This window comes from Butyrivibrio sp. LC3010 (assembly GCF_000424385.1).
In the GTDB taxonomy this organism is placed as follows: Bacteria; Bacillota; Clostridia; order Lachnospirales; family Lachnospiraceae; genus Butyrivibrio.
The window spans coordinates 23,632-45,808 of sequence record NZ_AUJU01000007.1; the positions used below are offsets into that span (position 1 = coordinate 23,632).

Below are 22,177 nucleotides of genomic sequence, written 5' to 3' on the forward strand. Positions count from 1 at the left end.
TAATAAGAGGAGAAAAGGAGAAGGTAATAACATGGGAAATGCAAAACAAGCGATTGCAGAAGGGAAAACTCTTTTAGGAATTGAATTCGGTTCAACCAGAATAAAGGCTGTCCTTACAGATATGGATAATAATCCTATCGCTCAGGGTTCACACAGCTGGGAGAACAGATTGGATAACGGAATATGGACATATACTCTTGAGGATATCTGGGGTGGACTTCAGGATTGCTACAGCAAGCTGGTAATTGATGTTGAACAGCAGTATGGAGAAAAGCTTAAAAAGATCGGAGCCATGGGATTTTCAGCAATGATGCATGGATACATGGCATTTGATAAGGAAGGGAATCTGCTGGTTCCTTTCAGAACCTGGAGAAATACCATCACAGAAAAAGCTTCAGACGAACTTACAGAATTGTTTGGATATCACATTCCCCAGCGTTGGAGTATAGCCCATCTTTATCAGGCAATGCTTAATGGAGAGGAGCATGTGGCAAAGGTTGATTTCTTTACAACACTTGCAGGCTATATTCATTGGCAGCTCACAGGGGAAAAGGTACTTGGCGTAGGCGATGCATCAGGTATGTTTCCGATTGATTCATCAACCTGTGATTACAACGACAAAATGGTTTCACAGTTTGACGAATTAACTGCAAAGAAGGGATATTCATTTAAACTCCGTGATATTCTTCCCAAATCACTTCCTGCAGGAGCAGAGGCAGGAAAACTCACAGCTGATGGAGCAAAATGTCTTGATCCTACAGGCACACTTGAGGCAGGAATCCCTGTATGCCCTCCTGAAGGAGATGCAGGTACTGGAATGGTTGCAACAAATTCTGTTGGAGTAAGAACCGGTAATATTTCAGCAGGAACATCTGTATTTTCAATGGTAGTTCTTGAGCATGACCTTTCAAAGGCATATCCGGAACTTGATCTTGTAACAACACCTTCAGGTGAACAGGTTGCAATGGTACACTGCAACAACTGCACATCTGACCTTAATGCTTATGTTGGTCTTTTCAGAGAGTTTGCAAAGGCTACAGGTTCAGATATTGATGATGACACACTTTATGGAACACTTTATCAAAAAGCCATGGAGGGAGATGCTGATTGTGGCGGACTCCTTGCTTACAACTATTTTTCCGGTGAGAGCATTACAGGATTCAATGAAGGAAGACCTTTGTTTGTAAGAAAGCCTGATGCAAAAATGAATCTTGCAAACTTTATGAGAACTCACCTTTATACAGCACTTGGTGCCCTTAAGGTAGGTAACGATATCCTTATGAAGGAGGAAAATGTTAAGGCAGATTTCTTCTTTGGACAGGGTGGATTTTTCAAGATTAGAGGAGTTGGTGACAGAGTTATGGCAGCAGCTCTCGATACACCTATTAAGCTCATGGAAACTGCCGGTGAAGGCGGCCCTTGGGGACAGGCAATTCTTGCAGGATTCATGCTTAATAAAGAAGATGGTGAGACTCTTGAACAGTACCTTAACAATAAGGTATTCAAGGAAGGCAAGGTTGAGACCTTTGAGCCTGTGGCTGAGGATGTAAAGGGCTTTGATAAGTTCATGGAGGACTATAAGGCTGGACTTAAGATAGAGAGAGCTGCAGTTGACAATCTTAAATAATGAATAAAAACATTTGTTTATAGGTGAGGAGAGAAAGATGCTTGAAGAATTAAAAAAGAAGGTCTATGAAGCAAATATCCTGCTTCCAAAATATGGCCTTGTAACCTTTACATGGGGAAATGTAAGTGAGATCGACAGAGAATCAGGACTTTTTGTAATTAAGCCCAGCGGCGTTGATTATGAGACAATGACTCCGGATGATATGGTTGTTATGGATCTTAATGGCAATAAGGTTGAGGGAAAACTTAATCCTTCTTCCGATACACCCACCCATGTGGAAATCTATAAGGCATTTAAAGAGGTTGGAGGTGTGGTACACACCCACTCATCATATGCTACAAGCTGGGCACAGGCAGGAAGATCAATACCGTGCTATGGAACAACTCACGCAGATTATTTTTACGGTGATATTCCCTGTGTAAGATGTCTTAATAAGGAAGAAATTGAAAATGCCTATGAGGAAAACACCGGCCATCTCATTGTAAATGAATTCAACAGAATGGGAAAAGACCCGGTAGCAGTTCCTGCTGTATTATGTAAAAACCATGGAGTATTTTCATGGGGCAAGGATGCACATGAAGCTGTGCACAACGCAGTAGTAACTGAGGAAGTGGCAAAGATGGCATACAGATGTGAGGTAATAAACCCCAGAGTTATGCCTGCTCCCCAGGAACTCCAGGACAAACACTACTACAGAAAACACGGCGCTAATGCATATTATGGACAAAAGTGAGTACTTGACGAGGCATTATCGAGTCTAGTACGAACTTTGTTCTGGCGAGCGAAGCGAGAGCAGAACTTCCGCCAGTATGGAACCAATGGGGTTTGGTACAAACATTCTCATGGCGAGCGAAGCGAGAGCAGAACTTCCACCAGTAAGAAACCAATGGGTTTTGGTACAAACATCCTCATGGCGAGCGAAGCGAGAGCAGAACTTCCACCAGTATGGAACCAATGGGTTTTGGTACAAACATTCTCATAGCGAGCGAAGCGAGAGCAGAACTTCCGCCAGCGAGGTGTTAGTGAATCTGGTAATAATTTAGTTAACAATATTTAATAACAACACCGCAAAAATGGAATAGTCAGATATTGCGATTTGTGTTACATTTTAACTGCGCTTATGGCGCGCCTCAAAAACGAGGAAAACTTCATATCAATTTAGAAAAGGAAGTGGAGGAATTATGACGAACAAAGAATTGCAGAAGATTGCAAACGAAGTCCGCAAGGGCATTGTCACAGCGGTTCATGCAGCAGGTGCAGGACACCCGGGCGGATCACTGTCAGCAGCAGATATCTATACATATCTGTATTTTGAAGAGATGAATATTGATCCTAAGGATCCGGTTAAGGCAGATCGTGATCGTTTTGTACTTTCAAAAGGACATACAGCACCGGGCCTTTATTCAGTAATGGCTCAGCGCGGATATTTCCCGGTAGAGGAGCTTAAGACTCTTCGTAAACTTGGATCAAGACTTCAGGGACATCCCAGCATGCAGTATCTTCCTGGCCTTGATATGTCTTCAGGTTCTCTTGGACAGGGCATTTCAGTTGCTTGTGGAATGGCACTTTCTGCAAAACTTGATAATAAAGATTTCAGAACATATACACTTTTAGGTGATGGTGAGATTGAGGAAGGACAGGTTTGGGAAGCAGCTATGTTTGCAGGCTTCAGAAAGCTTGATAATCTTGTTGTTATTGTTGATAACAACGGACTCCAGATCGATGGACCTGTTGATCAGGTTTGCTCACCTTATCCTATCGATAAAAAGTTTGAAGCATTTAACTTCCATGTAATCAACATTGATGCACATGATTTTGATGCTATCAGAGCTGCCTTCAAGGAAGCAAGAGAGACAAAGGGTCAGCCTACTGCAATCATTGCACACTCAATAAAGGGTAAGGGCGTATCCTTCATGGAGAATCAGGTTTCATGGCATGGTGTAGCACCTAATGACGAAGAATATGCAAAGGCTATGGAAGATCTTGAAAAGATCGGACAGGCTCTTGAAGCGTAAGTAGGAGGTTAAAATGAGCGAAGTTAAGAAGATAGCTACCAGAGACAGCTATGGTAAAGAACTTATAGAGCTTGCAAAGGTTAATGACAAAGTTGTTGTACTTGACGCCGACCTTGCAGCAGCAACAAGAACAGGCTGGTTTAAGAAGGAATTCCCTGATCGTCACATCGATTGCGGTATTGCAGAGTGTAACATGATGGGTATCGCAGCAGGTCTTGCAACAACAGGTAAGATTCCTTTTGTAAGTACATTTGCTATGTTTGCTACAGGACGTGCTTTTGAGCAGGTTCGTAATTCAATCGGATATCCTCATCTCAATGTAAAGATCGGCGGAACACATGCCGGAATCACAGTTGGTGAAGACGGTGCCAGCCATCAGTGCAACGAGGATCTTGCTCTTATGCGTACAATCCCCGGAATGGTAGTAATGTGTCCTGCAGATGATATCGAGGCAAGAGCTTGTGTTCGTGCAGCAGCTGAGCATGAAGGCCCTGTTTACATCCGTTTTGGTCGTGCAGCTTGCCCTGTAGTTAATGACAGACCTGATTACAAGTTTGAACTTGGTAAAGGAACAGTCCTTCGTGAAGGTACAGATGTCAGCATTATTGCTACAGGTATTGGTGTTGGATCTGCTCTTGAAGCAGCTGAAAAGCTTGCAGCAGATGGAATTAGCGCTGAGGTAGTAAATATCTGCACAATTAAGCCTATCGACAGAGAACTTGTTGTTGCAACAGCAAAGAAGACCGGTAAGGTTGTAACAGTTGAGGAGCACTCTGTAATCGGTGGCCTCGGCAGTGCTGTTTGTGATGTTCTTGCAGAAGAGTGTCCTACAGTAGTTAAGAAGATTGGTATGCAGGATCGTTATGGTGAATCCGGAAGTGCCGCAGATCTTGTAAAGAAATATGGTCTTGATGGTGAAGGCGTATACAATTCTGTTAAAGAATTCCTTAAGTAATTCTACTTTTTAAATGACATTGGTTTTTGATCATATATTGGCACTGCAATTATCTAAGGATAGACGATTGCAGTGTCAACGTGTTATAATATCCATCATTTGAGGTCGTTTCGAACGATAGGGCAGGATTACGAAGTAATCGTGTCGGTTCATTATATAAAAGGAGATGGAAATATGGATTTAATACCTAGCTTTTCAGTTGATCATACTAAGATTGTTCCAGGCATCTTTACCAGCAGAGTAGATGTTCTTGGAGATGAGAAGATTACAACTTATGACATAAGAGTTACAAAGCCCAATGTTGAGCCTGCTGTTGATGTAGCTTCAATGCACTCTCTTGAGCACATCATAGCTACATATTTAAGAAATGATGAAGAGTGGAAGGATCAGGTAATCTATTGGGGCCCTATGGGTTGCCTTACCGGATTTTACCTTATATTAAAGGGAAACCGCGAGCCTAAGGAGATTTATGATCTGCTTCTTGCAGCTTTCAGATCAGTTGAGGATGCAGATGAGGTTCCCGGTGCAACAGCAGAGAACTGCGGAAACTATCAGATGCACAATCTTGAGATTGCTAAGTGGCATGCCCGCAAATTTGCAGATTATCTTGCAAAAAATGCCGGTAAGTCTGAAATCTTTGAATATCCTAAGTCTGAGAGACTTGTAACTGAGGATGGCCGCCAGTTCTTTGATTCATAATTAATAGAAGCTTAAAGAGGATTTTGAGATGAATATCTTGGCACCATCAATTTTGTCTGCTGATTTTACAATACTTGGAAAGCAGATAAAAGAAACTGAGGAGGCAGGAGCAGGATATCTTCATTTTGATGTAATGGATGGTATATTTGTGCCTTCTATTTCCTTTGGACTTCCTGTTTTAAAGACTATTCGCAAAGCTTCCAATCAGATTTATGATGTACATTTAATGATTGAGGAACCAATCAGATATATCGAACAGTTTGCGGAAAGTGGTGCAGACATCATCACTTTTCATGTAGAAGCAGCGTCGGATCCAAGGGAAGTTATAGATAAAATACATAGTTGTGGAAAAAAGGCCGGAATGTCCATAAAACCAAAAACATCAGTTGATGCTCTAAAGCCGTATTTAAAGGATCTTGATATGGTCCTTATAATGACAGTTGAGCCGGGATTTGGTGGACAAAAATACATCGAAGAATGTACTGAAAAAATACGCAAAACAAGGGAAATGATAACAGATATGGGGCTTAATACCGATATTGAAATAGATGGAGGTGTTACCATAGATAATATCAATGTCCCTCTGGAGGCCGGTGCAAATGTAATTGTTGCCGGATCGGCGGTATTTAATGGGGATATAACAGAAAACACACGCAAATTGCTAGAAAAAATGTGAGTGTGTTGGCGTAAATATTTATTGCGCCTGATGATAAATTGTTAAAATATTTGTATGAAAAAATAAAGGGGAGAAGCATAAAGTATGCTTTTCTCCTTAATTTTTTCTAAACTTTCCCTTAATATCGAAATTCAATAATTTCAATATCGTATAATATTATTGTAATCTAGCCATTTTGTGAAAGTATGGGTGACAGCATGGCACATAATGTAAGAAATATATGCATAAATTGTGGAAGAATGTTTACTGCCAGAGAAAGTAATCATGCTTTCTGTTCGCTGGAATGCAAGAAAATGTACTCAAATCATTCAGGATACAGATGCAGAGATTGTAGAAATGCAGGTTGTAAAGTACGTAACGATTCTCTTGTGAATTCACCGCCTAACTGTGAAAATCTTGAGTTACACAAATCTTACAAGGTTCCAAGCGGAAAATAGTACATTGTTTAATATGTCTGAAAATTTCCAAGAATAAAAATATTATAATAAACGTAAAAAATAGTAATAAAGTTTCATAAATTGATACAAAAAAGCAATAATTAACTTGCAATTATCCGAAATAGCGTTATACTATTGTTTGGCTTTAGTTAAAGTTAAACAATGTGATGAAGAAAGGGGAACTATTTATGAAACTCAACAAACATGTAATGGCTATGAATTTAGCCGCAGTAATCGCTTTCGGTGCTGTTGCAGGCATCGTAGCACCTTCAGTAACAGGTGAAAGCGTTGTTTACGCTGCTGTATCTGATGGTGATGCAGCATCTAATGGTAATGCTGAAGATAAGAAGGCAGATGACAAGAAAGCAGATGATAAGAAGGCAACTGAAGATAAGGCTGCTGAAGAAAAAGCTGCTGCTGAAAAGGCTGCTGTAGAGGAAGCTTTCAAGACAGCTGGTAAAGAAGTAAAGGTTGCTGAAAATGATCCTGCTGCTGCAGATCTTAAGGACACAAAGCTTGTATCAAATGGTGATGGCACAGCTACATATGCAGCTGCTAATAAAGAAGCTGAGAAGGTAGTTATACCCGGATCATTTAAGGATGCTAATGGCAATGAGATCAAGATCACATCTATCGATCCTAAGGCATTTGAGGGTTCAAAGGCTAAGTCAATTGATGCTTCTGCTGTAGCACTTACAAAGCTTGTTTCTAAGCAGTTTGCTGGTGCTAAGAAGGCTACATCAATCAAGATAAATGGTAACCAGCTCAAAGCTAAGGACATCAGCACAAAGTTCTTAAAGGGCAACAAGAAACTTAAGAAGCTTACTGTAGTAGCTAAGAGCAGGCAGTTCAAGAAGATTAAGTCAAAGCTTCAGAAGGCTGCTAAGAAGACAGGCTACAAGAAGGGTACAAAGGTTAAGAGAGTTTCAAAGTAATTGAAACATAACCGAAATTATTACAGGCAGGGAGAAATCTCTGCCTGTTTTTAATTTCTTAGGAAATTCTTATTTTATTTAGAAAAAATATGTAATAAATCTCCTTGACATTTGACAATAACTGAGCTTGAAGGCATACTAGATAATAGACTCTATTTATATGTAGTTAGTGTAGAAAGGTCGAATTCATACAATGTATAAAAAGATGGATAGAAATGCACCATGCTGGTGCGGGAGCGGTAAGAAATATAAGGCTTGTCATGAAGCTTTTGATGAGAGAATAATAAGTCTTCAGAGAGAAGGGAAGATCGTTCCTAAAAGGTCTTTATTAAAGACTGAGACAGATATTGAAGGAATCAAGGCCAGCGCCAAGATTAACATGGCATGTCTTGATGAAGTTGGTGCCAGAATAAAGGCAGGCATGTCTACTCAGGATATCGATGATATAGTTGCTGATGTAACCAGGAAGATGGGTGGTATTCCGGCTCCTTTGAATTACGAAGGATTTCCTAAGAGCGTCTGCACTTCAATTAATGATATGGTTTGTCATGGAATACCATCTCCGGATGATATTTTACAGGACGGAGATATTATTAATGTAGATTGTTCTACTATATTAAATGGATATTTTTCAGACTCTTCACGAATGTTTTGCATAGGTGATGTGGATCCTGCATGGAAAAAGCTGGTTGACGTAACTAAAGAAGCTGTGGAGATAGGTGTTAAAAATGTAATTCCATGGACACCTCTCGGAGATATGGGAGATGCTGTACATCAGCATGCACTTAAAAACGGATACACAGTTGTACGTGAGATTGGCGGACACGGCTGCGGAAATGAATTCCATGAGGAGCCCTTTGTCAGCTTCGTAAGTAAGCCGGGTACAGAAATGATCATGGTTCCCGGTATGGTATTCACAATTGAGCCTATGATAAACATGGGAACAGATGAGATTTTTGTTGATGAAGAAAATGACTGGACAGTTTACACAGAGGATGGAGCACCTTCCGCTCAGTGGGAGGTAGAGGTCCTGGTTACTGAGACCGGTTGTGATATATTATGTTGGTAAGGAGACTTAAAGTAAATGCAGAATAAAGGAAAATATTACATTACTACTGCGATAGCCTATACTTCCGGTAAACCGCACATTGGAAACAGTTATGAAATTGTGCTTGCTGATGCTATTGCAAGATACAAGAGAAAAGATGGATATGATGTTCATTTCCAGACTGGATCTGATGAACACGGACAGAAGATTGAGACAAGAGCAATTGAGGCAGGTTGCAGCAGTCCTAAGGAATTTGTAGATGGTGTAGCAGGAACCATTAAGAGCCTTTGGGATATGATGGATACTTCCTATGACAGATTTATCCGAACAACAGATGAGGATCATGTACAACAGGTACAGAAAATATTCAAAAAGTTCTATGATCAGGGTGATATTTATAAGGGATCTTACAAAGGAATGTACTGTACAGAGTGTGAAGCGTTCTATACAGAGTCACAGCTTGTAGATGGAAAATGTCCTGAATGTGGAAGTGATGTACATCCTGCTGAGGAGGAAGCATACTTCTTTAAAATGAGTAAATATGCGCCTCAGCTTATTGAGCATATCAATTCACATCCTGAATTTATTCAGCCTGTTTCCAGAAAGAATGAAATGATGAACAATTTCCTTCTTCCGGGACTTCAGGATCTGTGTGTATCAAGAACCTCATTTAAATGGGGTATACCTGTAAGCTTTGATGAAAAGCATGTTGTATACGTTTGGCTTGATGCACTTACAAACTATATAACCGGAATTGGTTATGATGTTGATTCAAGCAGCGAAGACTATAAAAAGTGGTGGCCTGCAGATCTTCATCTTATAGGTAAAGATATTATCAGATTCCATACTATTTATTGGCCTATTTTCCTTCTTGCACTTGGTGAACCACTTCCTAAGCAGGTATTTGGTCATCCATGGCTCCTTCAGGGCGGTGAGAAGATGAGTAAGTCCAAGGGTAATGTAATTTACGCAGATGATCTTGTAAGCCTTTTTGGAGTTGATCCTGTAAAGTACTTTGTACTTCATGAAATGCCTTATGACAATGATGGTGTAATCACATGGGAGCTCATGGTTGAGCGCTATAACTCAGATCTTGCAAATACACTTGGTAATCTTGTAAACCGTACAATTGCTATGTCTAACAAGTATTTTGATGGTGTTGTTGCAGATAAGGGTGTTGAGGGAGGCGTAGATGCTGATCTTAAGACTGTATGCACAAGTGCATATGAGAAAGTTGAAAAGAAGATGGATGAGCTCAGGGTTGCTGATGCTCTTACAGAAATCTTCACAGTATTCAAGCGTTGCAATAAGTATATAGATGAGACTGAACCGTGGAATCTTGCAAAGGATGAGGCACAGTCAGACAGATTGGCTACTGTACTGTATAACCTTGTAGAAGGTATAACTATTGGTACAAGCCTTCTTGAGCCTTTTATGCCAAGGACAGCAGAGAAGATTTTCAATATGCTTAATACTGAAAGCCGTGATTTCGATACACTTTCTGAGTTTGGTAAGTATGTAAGCGGTACAAAGGTAACTGATGCTCCCGAGCAGACATTTGCGAGAAAGGATCTTAATGAGGTTCTTGCCGAAGCAGCTAAGATTACAGAAAAGCAGAAGGCTGACTTTATTGAGTCTCAGAAAAAGGCCAAGGAAAATCTCACAAAAGCAGGTATGCTCAAGGAAGCTAATGCAATTGTGATTGGTGGTGCAGAGGAGACAGATGAGTCTGTTAATGAGGCTGACGGAATTGATATTCCTGCAAAGGATGAGATCACATTTGATGACTTCATGAAGATGCAGTTCCAGGTTGGTGAGATCATTGCCTGCGAAGCAGTTCCGAAGTCAAAGAAGCTTCTTTGCTCACAGGTTAAGATTGGTAGCCAGACAAGACAGATTGTTTCTGGAATACGTAAATACTATTCTCCTGAGGAAATGGTAGGCAAAAAGGTTATGGTTCTTGTTAATCTTAAGCCTGCAAAGCTTGCCGGTGTACTGTCAGAAGGTATGCTTCTTTGCGCTGAAGATGCTGAGGGGAATCTTGCACTTATGACTCCTGAAAAGGCTATGCCTTCAGGCGCAGAAATTTGCTAATCAGATAATTATAAAGACGGATGTAGTGGAATAATCTGCTACATTCGTTTTTTTTATCTTACAGGAAAATCCTCCGGATTTCCTATAAGATAAAAACACTCCGTGAGGATGCGCACTCGCGCGATAGGAATATGTTGCTTGAAGCAACCGCGCTCGGCGCGAGAATTTTGCTAGCAAAATTCTTATTTTATTGGACAGGAAAATCCTCCGGATTTCTCACTCAAATATGTGTCAATATAACGAATTTACGATTTTTTTACAACTATGATTAGGATATTGTGGTAAAATTGAATAGGAGGAGACGGAATTATCATCCTCTTTTTGAAATATTATAGAATTGTCTGTTTTTAACATTAAATTTTGTGTATAGCACGGAGGGGTTATCATGGCACGTAAAGAGGAAATTACCTACAAATCCAGAGACAGAGAGACGACCATTCATGCAATAAGATGGATTCCTGATGAGAAGCCAATAGCTATTTTGCAGATTATTCATGGAATGCAGGAATATATAGACCGTTATGATGAATTTGCTAATTACATGGCAGGTAATGGTGTCCTTGTTATTGGAAATGATCATCTGGGACATGGCGACTCTGTTTCTACAAAAGTGCCATATGGTTATTTTTGCAAAAATGACCCCGCGACAGTTGTACTTAGGGACGCTCACAGGCTTAAGAAAATGACTCAGGAAGAATATCCTGAAATTCCGGTTGTTCTTATGGGACATAGCTTTGGATCCTTTGTTGCAAGGGAATATCTGACAAGATATGGAACAGGTATACAGGGAGCAATCATACAGGGAACAGGCTGGCAGTCTCCGGGAACCATTAAATCAGGAAAGACAATGTGTGCAATTCTTAGTGCTTTCTTTGGTGAAAAGCATCGTTCGAATTTTCTGAATAACATGGCTTTTAAAGCATACAACAGCAGGATTTCAAGCCCAAGAAGTAAGTTTGACTGGCTATCACACAATGAAGAGAGTGTAAAAAAATATGAAAATGATCCTAAGGACAATTTCGTATTTACCGTAAATGGCTTTGAAACCTTATTTGAGCTACTGTCAAGAGTTCAGGATACCGGAAAAATGGAGGATATTCCAAAGAAGCTTCCTATCCTTCTTACAGCTGGTAAGGAAGATCCCGTAGGTGAGTATGGTAAGGGGGTAGAGCATCTTTACAGCATTTGGAAGGATCAGATAGGACTTCAGAATCTCGAAATAAAATTATATGACGGAATGAGACACGAGCTTCAGCAGGAAATAGGAAGAGAGACTGTATTTGCTGATCAGCTTGCCTGGATAAAAAAGACAATACTTCTCTAAAATTTATAAAATGAAATGCATTTAGCGCTCAAGCATGTTATAGTAATGCTTGAGCGCTTTTTTTGAGCAGAGCACTTAGCGAGGTATTTCACGAGCTTAGTGCGAGCCATGGGTGAACACTTGACGAGGTACTATCGAGTCTAGTGAGAATCCCAAGAGCAGAGCACTTAGCGAGGTTCGTTGAGCTTAGTGCGAGCCATGCAATATAGTTTTATTTTTAGGAGAAGTATATTATGGGAAAATTATTTGATTTAGACAGTCCTATTATGAGAGCACTGAACAGGGTTGCGGATTTGATGATGTTGAATCTTGCAGTACTGCTGTTTGTCCTTATTCCGTTTACCGGAGGAGCATCACTTACAGCGATGCATTATGTTCTTCTTAAGATGGTAAGAGATGAAGAAACATATGTAATCAAGGGATTTTGGAAGTCATTTAAACAGAACTTTAAACAGGCAACAATACTTTGGTTAATTGTATTGGCTATTGCAGCTATAATCGGAGTTGATTTCCTGTGGATAAGAGCTAACACAACAGCAATTCCGGGAATATATATCTATATTATGTTAGGAATAACTTTAATTCTTTACATGATTTCACTCTATATATTCCCGCTTCAGTCCAGATTTGAGAATCCTATCAGAAACACACTTAAAAATGCATGTATGTTTTCGATTCTGGGACTGCCCAGAACAGTTGCGATGGGAGTTATTTCACTGATCCCGCTTCTGCTTTTGTATTTCTTTGATCTTCGCATTGTGCCGCTGCTTATTATGTTCGGATTCACAGGTCCTGCATATCTCATGGCACTTTTGTACAACAGACTTTTCAAAAGATTTGAGCCCAAGGTTGAAGAGGTTGATGAAGAAGAGAGAACAGATGATGACGATGAGGAGCTTCAGGCAGCTATTAAGCGTATGCAGGAAGCAAGAGACAGAAAGTAATCGCTGATATGACATAATTGACAAAGATAAATCGTGATATATAGGTAATCACGAGTGGGCTGAGCAAATTGCACACAAGAATTTATAAAATTTGTGCATATATTCCTAAAGATTTTATAAACAAAAAGTAAATAAGCAATTTTTACAACGATTGTTAAAATCTTTGTATAATACTTGCATAGCCAAAGCCCAGTGCTTTGGCTATACTTTTTTATGTCAGGGACAGATGTCCCACGTATTTGCTAAGAGGAGGAAAATTAAAATGGCAAGTTTAACACTTGAGAATGTTTGCAAAGTATATCCCAATGGGTTCGAAGCAGTAAAGAATTTCAATCTTGATATCCAGGATAAGGAGTTCATCATTTTCGTTGGACCTTCAGGATGTGGTAAGTCAACAACACTTCGTATGATCGCTGGTCTGGAGGATATCTCTTCCGGTACACTTAAAATCGGTGATCGCGTTGTTAACGATGTAGAGCCTAAGGACAGAGATATCGCGATGGTATTCCAGAACTACGCTCTGTATCCTCATATGACAGTATATGATAACATGGCATTTGGTCTTAAGCTTCGTAAGGTTCCGAAGGCTGAGATCGACAAGATGGTTAAGGACGCAGCTAAGATCCTTGATCTTACAAACCTTCTTGATCGTAAGCCGAAGGCTCTTTCCGGTGGTCAGAGACAGCGTGTTGCTATGGGTCGTGCTATCGTTCGTAATCCTAAGGTATTCCTTATGGATGAGCCTCTTTCAAACCTGGATGCTAAGCTCCGTGTTCAGATGAGAACTGAGATTGCTAAGCTTCACCAGAGACTTGGTACCACAATCATCTACGTTACACATGACCAGACAGAGGCTATGACACTTGGTACAAGAATCGTAGTTATGAAGGACGGTGTTGTTCAGCAGGTTGATACACCTCAGAACCTCTATGACAAGCCTACAAACCTTTTCGTTGCTGGATTCATGGGATCACCTCAGATGAACTTCCTTGATGCTGAAGTTGAAGTTGCTGGCGACAAGGCTTGCCTCAAGATTGCTGGTCAGTCTATCGAGCTTCCTCCGGCTAAGGCTAAGAAGGTTATCGAAGGCGGCTACGCTGGAAAGACAGTTACATTTGGTATCCGTCCTGAAGATGTTGATGATTCTGAGATGGTTGTTAGCACATCTAAGGCTGTATTCGAATCAACAATCAACGTATACGAGCTTCTTGGTGCAGAAGTTTATCTGTACTTTGATCTTGCAGGCTTCCCTGTAACAGCACGAGTTGATTCTCGTACAACAGCTCGTCCTGGCGATAAGGTTAAGTTCGCATTCGACGTTGAGAAGATTCACGTATTTGATAAAGAGACAGAGAAGGTTATCACAAACTAATTATATAAAGTAGTAATACTGTAGGGTGGAAGCTATTTAATAGCTTCCGCCTTTTTTTCTCATGAATTGTTTTTAAATTGCAAACTCTTTAAATATATTCTAGAATTGAGTTATACTATAGATTCCGTATGATTTTCCTGATTATTTAGTGAGAATTTATTGGGGTATTTTGATAGAAGAGGAAGGCACATATGATAACATCACAGATTATTCAAAATAGTATTGATGAGCTCTCGGCGATCACAAGGGTTCAGCTCAGCGTAATGGACTTAAAGGGGAGAGTTGTTGCAGCAACTGCAGAAGCGCCTACCTTTGATATGGAGTTTATATCTGATTTTGCAAATTCGCCGGTAGATTCACAGGTCATCGGAGGAATGCACCTGCTGAAAATTCTGGATGAGGGAGAACTGGTTTATGTTCTTCTCGCTGCCGGTAATGGAGAAGATGCATACATGGTTGGAAAAATTTGTGTCAGCCAGCTGCAGAATCTGATTGTAGCATACAAAGAAAAATATGACAGAAATAACTTTTTCCAAAATCTGTTATTAGATAATTTGCTGCTTATTGATATATATAATAGGGCAAAAAAGCTGAGAATAGATGTGACTATTCCCAGAGTCATCATACTTGTCGAGACAAGAGCTGAGAGAGACAGCGGTGCTGCGGAGCTTCTTGGCAGTATGTTTACATCCCAGAATGGGGACTATGTCACGGCTGTGGATGAGACAAGTGTAATTCTGGTAAAATCTCTCAAGGCGGGAGAAAAATACGAAGAAATTGAAAGTATTGCGACAACTATCGTGGATATGATGAACACCGAGGCGATGCTTGATGTAAGAGTATCCTATGGTACAATTGTCAGCGAACTTAAGGATCTGAGCAAGTCCTATAAAGAAGCTAAGATGGCCCTTGATGTAGGAAAAATATTCTATGCTGAAAAGCATGTGATAGCTTACAATACACTTGGAATAGGAAGGCTTATTTATCAGCTCCCTATAAACCTGTGCAGAATCTTTATTGATGAGATATTCGGAGGACGTGAGATACCTGAGAATCTCGACGAAGAAACACTTAATACAATAAACAAATTCTTTGAGAATAACCTTAATGTATCAGAAACTTCGAGACAGCTTTTTGTACATAGAAATACCCTGGTATATAGAATTGAAAAGCTTGAAAAAACTACCGGGCTTGATATAAGAACATTTGATGAGGCGCTGACATTTAAAATTGCGCTGATGGTTATAAGTTATATGAAATATGTAGATTCAAATCAGTTTTAAAAAGTGGGGCTTCTTTTATAAGAGCCCCACTCTATTAATCTAGAAGATTACCTGATATGAAATTTGATGGATTGTCAGGCGTTCTTGGCCAAATCAGCGGTTTGTTTTACAAGATCCTGAAGGGTGTAGCTGTTGACATAGTCGTTAACAACACGGTCAAGTCCGACCCAGAACTCAATAGTTGGGCATTCGTTGACTTTAGGACATAAAACTTCCTCACCCTGTATGCAACCTATCGGTGCAAGATCACCTTCCATAATTCTCAGGACATCACCTATGCAAATCTCTGAGGGTGCCTTGGCAAGTCTGTGTCCGCCGTTATTACCGCGCATGCTTTGTAAAAAACCTGCTTTGCCCAAAGGGGAAACGATCTGTTCCAAATATTTAACTGTGAGATTTTGTCTTGCAGATATGTCCTTTAATGATATGTATTCACCTGTGTTGTGAAGTGCAAGATCAATTAGTACCCTGAGTGCATATCTGCCTTTTGTTGATATTTTCATATAATACTTAGAACCGACTTATAAGATGTAAGGGTCGGTATTTTCCTTTCAAGTAGTTATAGATTTATGTTTTTCTAAGGAAAAACAGGAATCTATAGGTTTTTGTTTTTCTTCAGAAATTCAATAATCTATAATAACAAAAATACTAGTAAATTGGTAGGGTTTAAATAAATGAGAGATTATCCTGAATTAAAAGTAAAAACTCCGGAGGAGCGCCTTGATGAGAAATACATGAGAGCAGCCCTTAAGCAGGCAAGAAAAGCAATTGATATCGGAGAAGTGCCGATAGGATGCGTAATAGTATATGAAGGAAAAATTATAGGCAGAGGTTATAACCGCAGAAATACTGATAAATCAGTGCTCTGTCATGCGGAAATAACTGCCATAAAAAAGGCTTGCAAGAAAATAGGCGACTGGAGACTTGAAGACTGTACACTTTATGTAACCCTGGAGCCCTGTCAGATGTGTGCCGGTGCCATAGTTCAGTCAAGAATTCCCAGATTGGTTATGGGGGCAAGCAGTCCTAAATCAGGCTGCGGCGGAACTGTCCTTAATATACTTGAAAATCCGGAATTTAATCATCAGGTGGATGTGTCCAGAGGCGTCCTTGAAAATGACTGCAGCGATATATTAAAGGAATTTTTTACTGAGCTTAGGAAAAGGAATAAGGCTGAAAAGGAAGCAAGAAAAGAAGCTGAGAGATTACAGGCAGAGGCTGAGAGTACTGATGATGAATGAAATGATGAACAAGTGTATGCTTTGTCCCAGAAAATGCGGTGTAAACCGGTTGGAGAACGAACTTGGGTATTGCGGGCAAGGTGCAACTCTTACAGCTGCAAGGGCATACCTTCACGCCTGGGAGGAGCCGTGCATTTCCGGAGAGAATGGATCCGGGACTGTATTTTTTTCAGGCTGCAATATGAGATGTGTCTTTTGCCAAAATGCTGAGATAGCAAAGGGAGATGTAGCGAAGGCGATATCTTCAGAAAGACTTGCAGAGATTTTTCTTGAGTTACAGGAGAAGAAGGCGTCAAACATCAATCTTGTGACTCCGACACATTTTGTGCCGCTGATAATACCTGCAATTGAGAGTGCAAAACGGCAGGGGCTTATCATCCCTGTTTTATACAATACAAGTGCTTATGAAAATGTGGAAACTCTTAAGATGCTGGAAGGGTTAATTGATATATATCTTCCTGATTGCAAGTATTATTATGATGATCTTGCAGTTAAATACAGTAATGCTGCAGGCTATTTTGATATTTCCATAAAAGCAATTGAAGAGATGCTAAGGCAGGTTGGAGAACCGGAATTTTTTAATGACGGAGTAATCCCTAGAGCTGATAAAGGGGCATTTTACGAGGAAAAACATGTTCTAACCGCAGCAGAGTACAACGAATATATTGAAAATGCAGAGGATGATTACCTTGGACCTCTTATGAAAAAAGGCGTCATAATAAGACACCTGATGCTTCCGGGATGTCTTGAAGATTCAAAGAAGGTTATAGAAGAACTTCTGACAAGATTTGGAGACAAAGTATACCTTAGTGTTATGAATCAGTTTACGCCTCATGGGGATCTTGGTCGATTTCCGGAGTTGATGCAGGGTGTAAAGACTTCTGATTATGACGAACTTATCGACTATGCGATAGATCTTGGAATCGAGAATGGATTTTTCCAGGGGGAGGGAACCGACTCTGAGAGCTTTATACCTGCCTTTGATTTCGAGGGACTTTAAAATAAATATCCAGTGCTGCTGTCACCAAATAAGTTGACTTTATTACTTGTCTAAATTGTCCTCTGCTGCGTTGTCGTCAATCGCCGTACCGCCCGGTACGACTCATTCCTCCGCCTTGCAGAAGAACAATTTATACTTCGTAAAAAGTCGAGGTATTTAATGAAAGCAGCACTATAGTGTAGCTGATTCTTATTTTATCTAAATAATATAGTCGGGAAAATTCTTAGAGCTCATTTATCAGAGCATAATTCACAATTAAAAAGTAAATATTTAACCACATATGTGCAAAAGGTAAGAAATGTGCTTGATAAGGTAAAAGATTTACATTCAATATTCACAAAGGATTGTTTATATTTATTTTAGAAATTAAAAAGATTCACACAATACTTACAAGAATATTTCTTAAATTATTGGAAATTTTAAATGCTTTCCAAGTTTTCATTTAAAAACTTACCTGACAATGATTTTCACTTCAAATTCAAGATATTAAATTTTATTTTTCAATAAAGAAGGCACCACAATGAGAATTACAAAGAGCATTAGAAAGTTAGCAACCGTAATGGCAATGCTTGCTGCAGTAATGACAATAGCAACAGGTTGCGGAAAAAAAACAGAGAGCTGGGCCTACTCCCATGAGCCTGACAAAGAGACTATTGCACTTTACGATAACGGCAAAGCTGTCTATAAGGGAAAAGAGTATAAATATACAAAGGATGATTCCTGCATAACCCTTACCGATAAAGAAAAGAAGGAGATAAAGCTTCGCTACATTAAAGATGGCGATTCCATGACATTGTACGAGAAATCCGTATACAAGCTGAGTTCTGAAGAGGACCATGATGGAATAGTAGGTACATGGATTCAGGACAATGGATGGTCTTATGTTTTTACAAAAGATGGGGAATTTAGTGAAGAGGGTATCTTTTTTGGACATTATAGCGTAGATGAGAAGGAAAACTGCATTAAGCTCATGTATAACGATCCGATTGAAGATGCATATTTATATTACACACTGAATGATGATGAACTTATAATCGATTATCCATGGCCAATGACTGCCATAAACCCGGACAACTGATGTCAATGCATATGGATTATAAGAGGGGTATTTATCTGATTACTAACATGCCGGATAAACGGGGTTTACCATGATCCAAAGCACATTTGTGCTTGAGATAGTAAAGTTAATTGCAGGAAACTGCACAAAAAAGAAGGAGAGGTATGTTATGAAAATGAAACGTGTTGTTTCAATGTTGCTTACGAGTGTTATGACATTATCACTCGTTGGTTGCGGGGGAAGCCAGAGTGCACCGGCTACAGATACTGCATCTGAGTCAGCACCGGCAGCAACTGAAGAAAAAAGCACAGAGAGTACTGAGGCAGCAGAGGCTGACAGTACTACAGAAGAAGCACAGGCTACATCTGATGCCGGTGATGGCGAAGCTATCGATCTGACAATGTGGTGCATTGCTACAGAGAGTGATTCAAACCGTCATTCTTATGAAGCTGCTATCGCAGATATGGCAGAGAAGTATCCTAATGTCAATTTCACATGGGAGGCTTTTGAAAACCAGTCTTACAAGACCAAGATCAAGGCTGCTGTTGCTGCAGACGAAATGCCTGACATCTTCTTTACATGGTCATGTGCATTCCTTGGTGATTTCGTTGAAGCCGGAAAGGTTTACTGCCTGGATGACACTTATGAAAATTATAAGAGCGAGCTTCCCGAAGTTATGATGGGCAACTCCACATATGACGGAAAACACTATGGTGTGCCGCTTACTATGAACATTGTTGGTCTTTTCGCAAACATGGAGCTTCTGAAGGAAGCAGGATATGAAGAGATCCCCGGAACATATGATGAATTCATTGCTTGCTGTGATGCTCTTAAGGAAAAAGGAATCATTCCTTTTGGCTGTGCAGGAAAAGAAACATGGTGTGTAACAGAGTATCTTGAGTCTGTAATTGAGAAGAGCGCAGGCGCTGATACACTTAATGACATCTTTGCAGGAAAAGCAACATGGAATAATCAGGATGTAGCAGATGCTGTTGATACTTTCCAGAAGCTTGTAAACAATGGCTATTTTGATCCTTCAGGAATCGGCCTTACAAATGACGAAGTTAAGAATAACTTCATGGCAGGAAAATATGCATTCTATATGAATGGTACATGGAACTGCGCAGACTTTGCAGCTAATGAAGAGTTCTTCCCTAAGGTAAAGGTTGGCGAATTCCCTGTAATCAACGCTGATAAGGCTAAGCTTGGCCAGCTTATCGGTGGACCTTCTGATACACTTGCTGTTGCAGCATCTTCACCTCACGCAAAGGAAGCAGCAGAGTACGCATTTGAACTTGGTAAGCTTATCTGCCACTATGGCTACCTTGATGGTTGCGGACTTCCTGCTTGGACACCTTACGGCGATACAAGTTCTGTAAACGAACTTACACAGACAGTTGCAGGTATCGTAGCTGATGCTGATACAATGGTACTCTTTGGTGATACAGCTATGAATGCTGATTCAGCTAATACATATCTTTCATATGTAGATCAGGTTTACGGATGCCTTCTTGATGGCAAACAGTTTATAGAGGGACTTTCAAAAGATATTCAGTAATAAAAACAAATAAGTCAGTGTAGACTTTATGGTCCTCCGTGACTTCTAAATAATCAGAAGACAGGGAGGACCATTTTTCGCAAAAGCACTACCAATTATATGGGAAGGTTTGTGTATGAATAAGCATGATATAAAAAAGGGATTAACCATTTTTGTTTTTCTCCTTCCGGGATTACTTCTGTTTGTGAGTATTTTGATTGCTCCGATAGCCGTGTCTGTTTACAGAAGTTTGTATGACTGGAATGGTTTTTCTGAGGGAACTTTTATAGGATTTGATAACTATATAGAACTATTCACCAACGGGTCCATCAAATTTATAACATCCTTGAAAAACTCGTTGATACTGGCATTTTTCTCCGTGTTTGTACAGCTGCCGTTTGCATTGTTTCTGGCACTTTTGCTCGGCAGAAGAGAGAGTAGAAAAGAAAGAATTTATCTGAGCATTTTCTTTATGCCAGTTTTGATCTCAACTGTGGTTATTGGTCAGCTTTGGCTTAAAATATATAATCCGGATTATGGTCTTTTGAACAGATTTCTGGATTTGGTAAAACTTGGGGATTTAAAGCATGTATGGGTAGGAGATGTAAAAACAGCCCTTGGAAGTGTAATTGTTCCCACAGTATGGCAGTATATCGGATATCACATGCTGCTTATGTATGCAGGAGTAAAGGGCGTTGATACAGATCTTAGAGAAGCTGCAATGCTGGATGGTGCTACAAAGTGGCAGGTTGACAGATATGTGGTAATACCGATCATCAAACCCATTATCAGAGTCAGCGTTATCTTTGCGGTAACCGGATCTCTTAAAACCTATGACCTGGTAAGAATACTTACTGAAGGTGGTCCGTTCCAATCCACAGAAGTGCCCAGTACACTTTTGGAAAATATGTTGTTCCTAAGGAACAGATATGGAATGGGCAGTACGATTTCAGTTATGTTGATAATTATGTGCTTTGCCTTTGCACTTCTTATAAGCGCAGCATTTAAAGAGAAGGAAGATTGATATGGAAAGCAATTCGATTAAGGAAACAAACCCTGCTTTTAAGGTTATTACAAATATATTTTTAGCAATATGGGCCATAATAAACTTATTTCCTATATACTTTATGTTTACTTTTTCACTCAAATCAAATGACGAGATTTTTGGTGAAAATGTGATCGGACTTCCCAAAAAATGGCTGTGGTCAAACTTCACAACTGCTATGGGAACAGGAAATATGGGACTGTATTTCTTTAACAGTCTGCTTGTTACAACAATCGCAATTGCAATCTCTATTATGGCTGCGATGATGGCAACCTATGCGATTACCAGAATCAGATGGAAGGGAAGTAAGCTGACAAATGCATTTTTTATGCTGGGGCTCACTATACCTATTCAGGCATCGATTGTACCGGTATATGTAGTATTGTCAAAGCTTCATTGGTTAAATAAGTATTCAACCCTCATAATTCCTTATGCTGCCTTTGCGCTTTCAATGGCAATACTTATCTGTACCGGATTTATGTCTGAGATACCGTATGCACTGGATGAAGCCGCAAGAATAGATGGCTGTGGATTGTTTGGAACATTCTTCAGAATCATTCTTCCTCTTATGAAACCGGCTGTTTCAACCGTAGGCGTTTATTCTTACCTTCAGTGCTGGAATGAGTTCATGTTTGCCAACGTCTTCATATCTGATTCTGTGCATAGGACATTGCCGGTTGGTATCAAGGCTTTGTCAGGACAGCATACCACGGAATGGGGACCTATCGGAGCTGCGCTTGTTATAGCGACGTTCCCGACACTTATTGTCTATATCTTCCTTAGCAAAAAGATTCAGGCAAGCTTTATTGCAGGTGCTGTTAAGGGATGATAAATGGTTTATAATAGAATAGTTAGTTATTTAAAGACACTAAGCTTTGCAATATAAAG

20 protein-coding genes are annotated in these 22,177 nt (G+C 39.9%); 19 read left to right on the forward strand and 1 reads right to left on the reverse strand.

Going from position 1 to position 22,177, the window contains the following annotated elements; all coding sequences use genetic code 11:
- The first annotated feature begins 31 nt into the window (after positions 1–31).
- The 13 genes from G622_RS0106860 to G622_RS0106930 all read left to right on the forward strand — a co-directional run bounded on the left by G622_RS0106860 (position 32) and on the right by G622_RS0106930 (position 15,409).
- Complete coding sequence (locus G622_RS0106860; RefSeq protein ID WP_026510086.1) at positions 32–1,627, forward strand: xylulokinase; 1,596 nt, start codon at positions 32–34, stop codon at positions 1,625–1,627.
- A gap of 37 nt (positions 1,628–1,664) precedes the next feature.
- The gene (locus tag G622_RS0106865) at positions 1,665–2,360 is read left to right on the forward strand and encodes an L-ribulose-5-phosphate 4-epimerase (protein WP_026510087.1); all 696 of its coding nucleotides are present in this window, start codon (positions 1,665–1,667) and stop codon (positions 2,358–2,360) included.
- A gap of 448 nt (positions 2,361–2,808) precedes the next feature.
- Complete coding sequence (locus G622_RS0106875; protein ID WP_026510089.1) at positions 2,809–3,642, forward strand: transketolase; 834 nt, start codon at positions 2,809–2,811, stop codon at positions 3,640–3,642.
- Positions 3,643–3,655: 13 nt separating this feature from the next.
- Positions 3,656–4,597, forward strand: coding sequence for a transketolase family protein (locus G622_RS0106880; protein WP_026510090.1), 942 nt, complete (start codon positions 3,656–3,658; stop codon positions 4,595–4,597).
- 174 nt (positions 4,598–4,771) lie between these two features.
- Positions 4,772–5,296 (forward strand): S-ribosylhomocysteine lyase, encoded by a 525-nt coding sequence (locus G622_RS0106885; RefSeq protein WP_026510091.1) that lies wholly within the window; start codon positions 4,772–4,774, stop codon positions 5,294–5,296.
- Positions 5,297–5,324: 28 nt separating this feature from the next.
- Entirely contained in the window at positions 5,325–5,972 is a 648-nt protein-coding gene (rpe, locus tag G622_RS0106890) for a ribulose-phosphate 3-epimerase (protein ID WP_026510092.1), read from the forward strand.
- Positions 5,973–6,597: 625 nt separating this feature from the next.
- Positions 6,598–7,344, forward strand: coding sequence for a hypothetical protein (locus G622_RS0106900; protein ID WP_026510094.1), 747 nt, complete (start codon positions 6,598–6,600; stop codon positions 7,342–7,344).
- Positions 7,345–7,537: 193 nt separating this feature from the next.
- Entirely contained in the window at positions 7,538–8,413 is an 876-nt protein-coding gene (locus tag G622_RS0106905) for a methionyl aminopeptidase (RefSeq protein WP_026510095.1), read from the forward strand.
- A gap of 15 nt (positions 8,414–8,428) precedes the next feature.
- Positions 8,429–10,486: a methionine--tRNA ligase gene (metG, locus tag G622_RS0106910; RefSeq protein WP_026510096.1), complete on the forward strand. Its 2,058-nt coding sequence runs from the start codon at positions 8,429–8,431 to the stop codon at positions 10,484–10,486.
- A 385-nt stretch (positions 10,487–10,871) separates the two neighbouring features.
- Complete coding sequence (locus tag G622_RS0106915; RefSeq protein ID WP_026510097.1) at positions 10,872–11,810, forward strand: alpha/beta fold hydrolase; 939 nt, start codon at positions 10,872–10,874, stop codon at positions 11,808–11,810.
- 233 nt (positions 11,811–12,043) lie between these two features.
- Positions 12,044–12,754, forward strand: coding sequence for a YesL family protein (locus G622_RS22000; RefSeq protein ID WP_044957279.1), 711 nt, complete (start codon positions 12,044–12,046; stop codon positions 12,752–12,754).
- 262 nt (positions 12,755–13,016) lie between these two features.
- Complete coding sequence (locus G622_RS0106925; RefSeq protein WP_026510098.1) at positions 13,017–14,126, forward strand: ABC transporter ATP-binding protein; 1,110 nt, start codon at positions 13,017–13,019, stop codon at positions 14,124–14,126.
- A 191-nt stretch (positions 14,127–14,317) separates the two neighbouring features.
- Complete coding sequence (locus G622_RS0106930) at positions 14,318–15,409, forward strand: PucR family transcriptional regulator (protein ID WP_026510099.1); 1,092 nt, start codon at positions 14,318–14,320, stop codon at positions 15,407–15,409.
- A gap of 74 nt (positions 15,410–15,483) precedes the next feature.
- Here G622_RS0106930 and G622_RS0106935 read toward each other — a convergent pair whose 3' ends face one another.
- Positions 15,484–15,912 carry an RrF2 family transcriptional regulator gene (locus G622_RS0106935; protein WP_026510100.1) on the reverse strand — a complete coding sequence of 143 codons (429 nt, stop codon included), beginning with the start codon at positions 15,910–15,912 and terminating at the stop codon, positions 15,484–15,486.
- A gap of 171 nt (positions 15,913–16,083) precedes the next feature.
- On the opposite strand from G622_RS0106935, the gene tadA reads away from it, so the two are divergent.
- The 6 genes from tadA to G622_RS0106965 all read left to right on the forward strand — a co-directional run bounded on the left by tadA (position 16,084) and on the right by G622_RS0106965 (position 22,118).
- Positions 16,084–16,650, forward strand: a complete 567-nt coding sequence (gene tadA, locus G622_RS22005; protein WP_044914301.1) for a tRNA adenosine(34) deaminase TadA — start codon at positions 16,084–16,086, stop codon at positions 16,648–16,650.
- Entirely contained in the window at positions 16,640–17,650 is a 1,011-nt protein-coding gene (locus tag G622_RS0106945; RefSeq protein ID WP_242832974.1) for a radical SAM protein, read from the forward strand. The genes tadA and G622_RS0106945 overlap by 11 nt, the downstream gene beginning before the upstream one ends.
- Before the next feature lie 520 nt (positions 17,651–18,170).
- A complete protein-coding gene (locus G622_RS0106950; RefSeq protein ID WP_026510102.1) occupies positions 18,171–18,728 on the forward strand; it encodes a hypothetical protein in 558 nt (185 codons plus the stop codon).
- Between the two features lie 148 nt (positions 18,729–18,876).
- Positions 18,877–20,265, forward strand: a complete 1,389-nt coding sequence (locus tag G622_RS0106955) for an ABC transporter substrate-binding protein (protein WP_196814190.1) — start codon at positions 18,877–18,879, stop codon at positions 20,263–20,265.
- Positions 20,266–20,380: 115 nt separating this feature from the next.
- The gene (locus tag G622_RS0106960) at positions 20,381–21,268 is read left to right on the forward strand and encodes a carbohydrate ABC transporter permease (protein ID WP_026510104.1); all 888 of its coding nucleotides are present in this window, start codon (positions 20,381–20,383) and stop codon (positions 21,266–21,268) included.
- A 1-nt stretch (position 21,269) separates the two neighbouring features.
- Positions 21,270–22,118: a carbohydrate ABC transporter permease gene (locus tag G622_RS0106965; RefSeq protein WP_026510105.1), complete on the forward strand. Its 849-nt coding sequence runs from the start codon at positions 21,270–21,272 to the stop codon at positions 22,116–22,118.
- Positions 22,119–22,177 lie beyond the last annotated feature (59 nt).

Excerpts from the sequence above, each read along its gene's own strand:
- G622_RS22000 (WP_044957279.1), top strand. The coding sequence starts at position 12,044 with ATGGGAAAATTATTTGATTTAGACAGTCCTATTATGAGAGCACTGAAC.
- G622_RS0106905 (WP_026510095.1), top strand. The coding sequence starts at position 7,538 with ATGTATAAAAAGATGGATAGAAATGCACCATGCTGGTGCGGGAGCGGT.
- rpe (WP_026510092.1), top strand. The coding sequence starts at position 5,325 with ATGAATATCTTGGCACCATCAATTTTGTCTGCTGATTTTACAATACTT.
- G622_RS0106960 (WP_026510104.1), top strand. The coding sequence starts at position 20,381 with ATGAATAAGCATGATATAAAAAAGGGATTAACCATTTTTGTTTTTCTC.
- G622_RS0106900 (WP_026510094.1), top strand. The coding sequence starts at position 6,598 with ATGAAACTCAACAAACATGTAATGGCTATGAATTTAGCCGCAGTAATC.
- G622_RS0106930 (WP_026510099.1), top strand. The coding sequence starts at position 14,318 with ATGATAACATCACAGATTATTCAAAATAGTATTGATGAGCTCTCGGCG.
- metG (WP_026510096.1), top strand. The coding sequence starts at position 8,429 with ATGCAGAATAAAGGAAAATATTACATTACTACTGCGATAGCCTATACT.
- tadA (WP_044914301.1), top strand. The coding sequence starts at position 16,084 with ATGAGAGATTATCCTGAATTAAAAGTAAAAACTCCGGAGGAGCGCCTT.
- G622_RS0106860 (WP_026510086.1), top strand. The coding sequence starts at position 32 with ATGGGAAATGCAAAACAAGCGATTGCAGAAGGGAAAACTCTTTTAGGA.
- G622_RS0106865 (WP_026510087.1), top strand. The coding sequence starts at position 1,665 with ATGCTTGAAGAATTAAAAAAGAAGGTCTATGAAGCAAATATCCTGCTT.
- G622_RS0106965 (WP_026510105.1), top strand. The coding sequence starts at position 21,270 with ATGGAAAGCAATTCGATTAAGGAAACAAACCCTGCTTTTAAGGTTATT.
- G622_RS0106935 (WP_026510100.1), bottom strand. The coding sequence starts at position 15,912 with ATGAAAATATCAACAAAAGGCAGATATGCACTCAGGGTACTAATTGAT.
- G622_RS0106945 (WP_242832974.1), top strand. The coding sequence starts at position 16,640 with ATGATGAATGAAATGATGAACAAGTGTATGCTTTGTCCCAGAAAATGC.
- G622_RS0106955 (WP_196814190.1), top strand. The coding sequence starts at position 18,877 with ATGAAAATGAAACGTGTTGTTTCAATGTTGCTTACGAGTGTTATGACA.
- G622_RS0106885 (WP_026510091.1), top strand. The coding sequence starts at position 4,772 with ATGGATTTAATACCTAGCTTTTCAGTTGATCATACTAAGATTGTTCCA.
- G622_RS0106925 (WP_026510098.1), top strand. The coding sequence starts at position 13,017 with ATGGCAAGTTTAACACTTGAGAATGTTTGCAAAGTATATCCCAATGGG.
- G622_RS0106880 (WP_026510090.1), top strand. The coding sequence starts at position 3,656 with ATGAGCGAAGTTAAGAAGATAGCTACCAGAGACAGCTATGGTAAAGAA.
- G622_RS0106950 (WP_026510102.1), top strand. The coding sequence starts at position 18,171 with ATGAGAATTACAAAGAGCATTAGAAAGTTAGCAACCGTAATGGCAATG.
- G622_RS0106915 (WP_026510097.1), top strand. The coding sequence starts at position 10,872 with ATGGCACGTAAAGAGGAAATTACCTACAAATCCAGAGACAGAGAGACG.
- G622_RS0106875 (WP_026510089.1), top strand. The coding sequence starts at position 2,809 with ATGACGAACAAAGAATTGCAGAAGATTGCAAACGAAGTCCGCAAGGGC.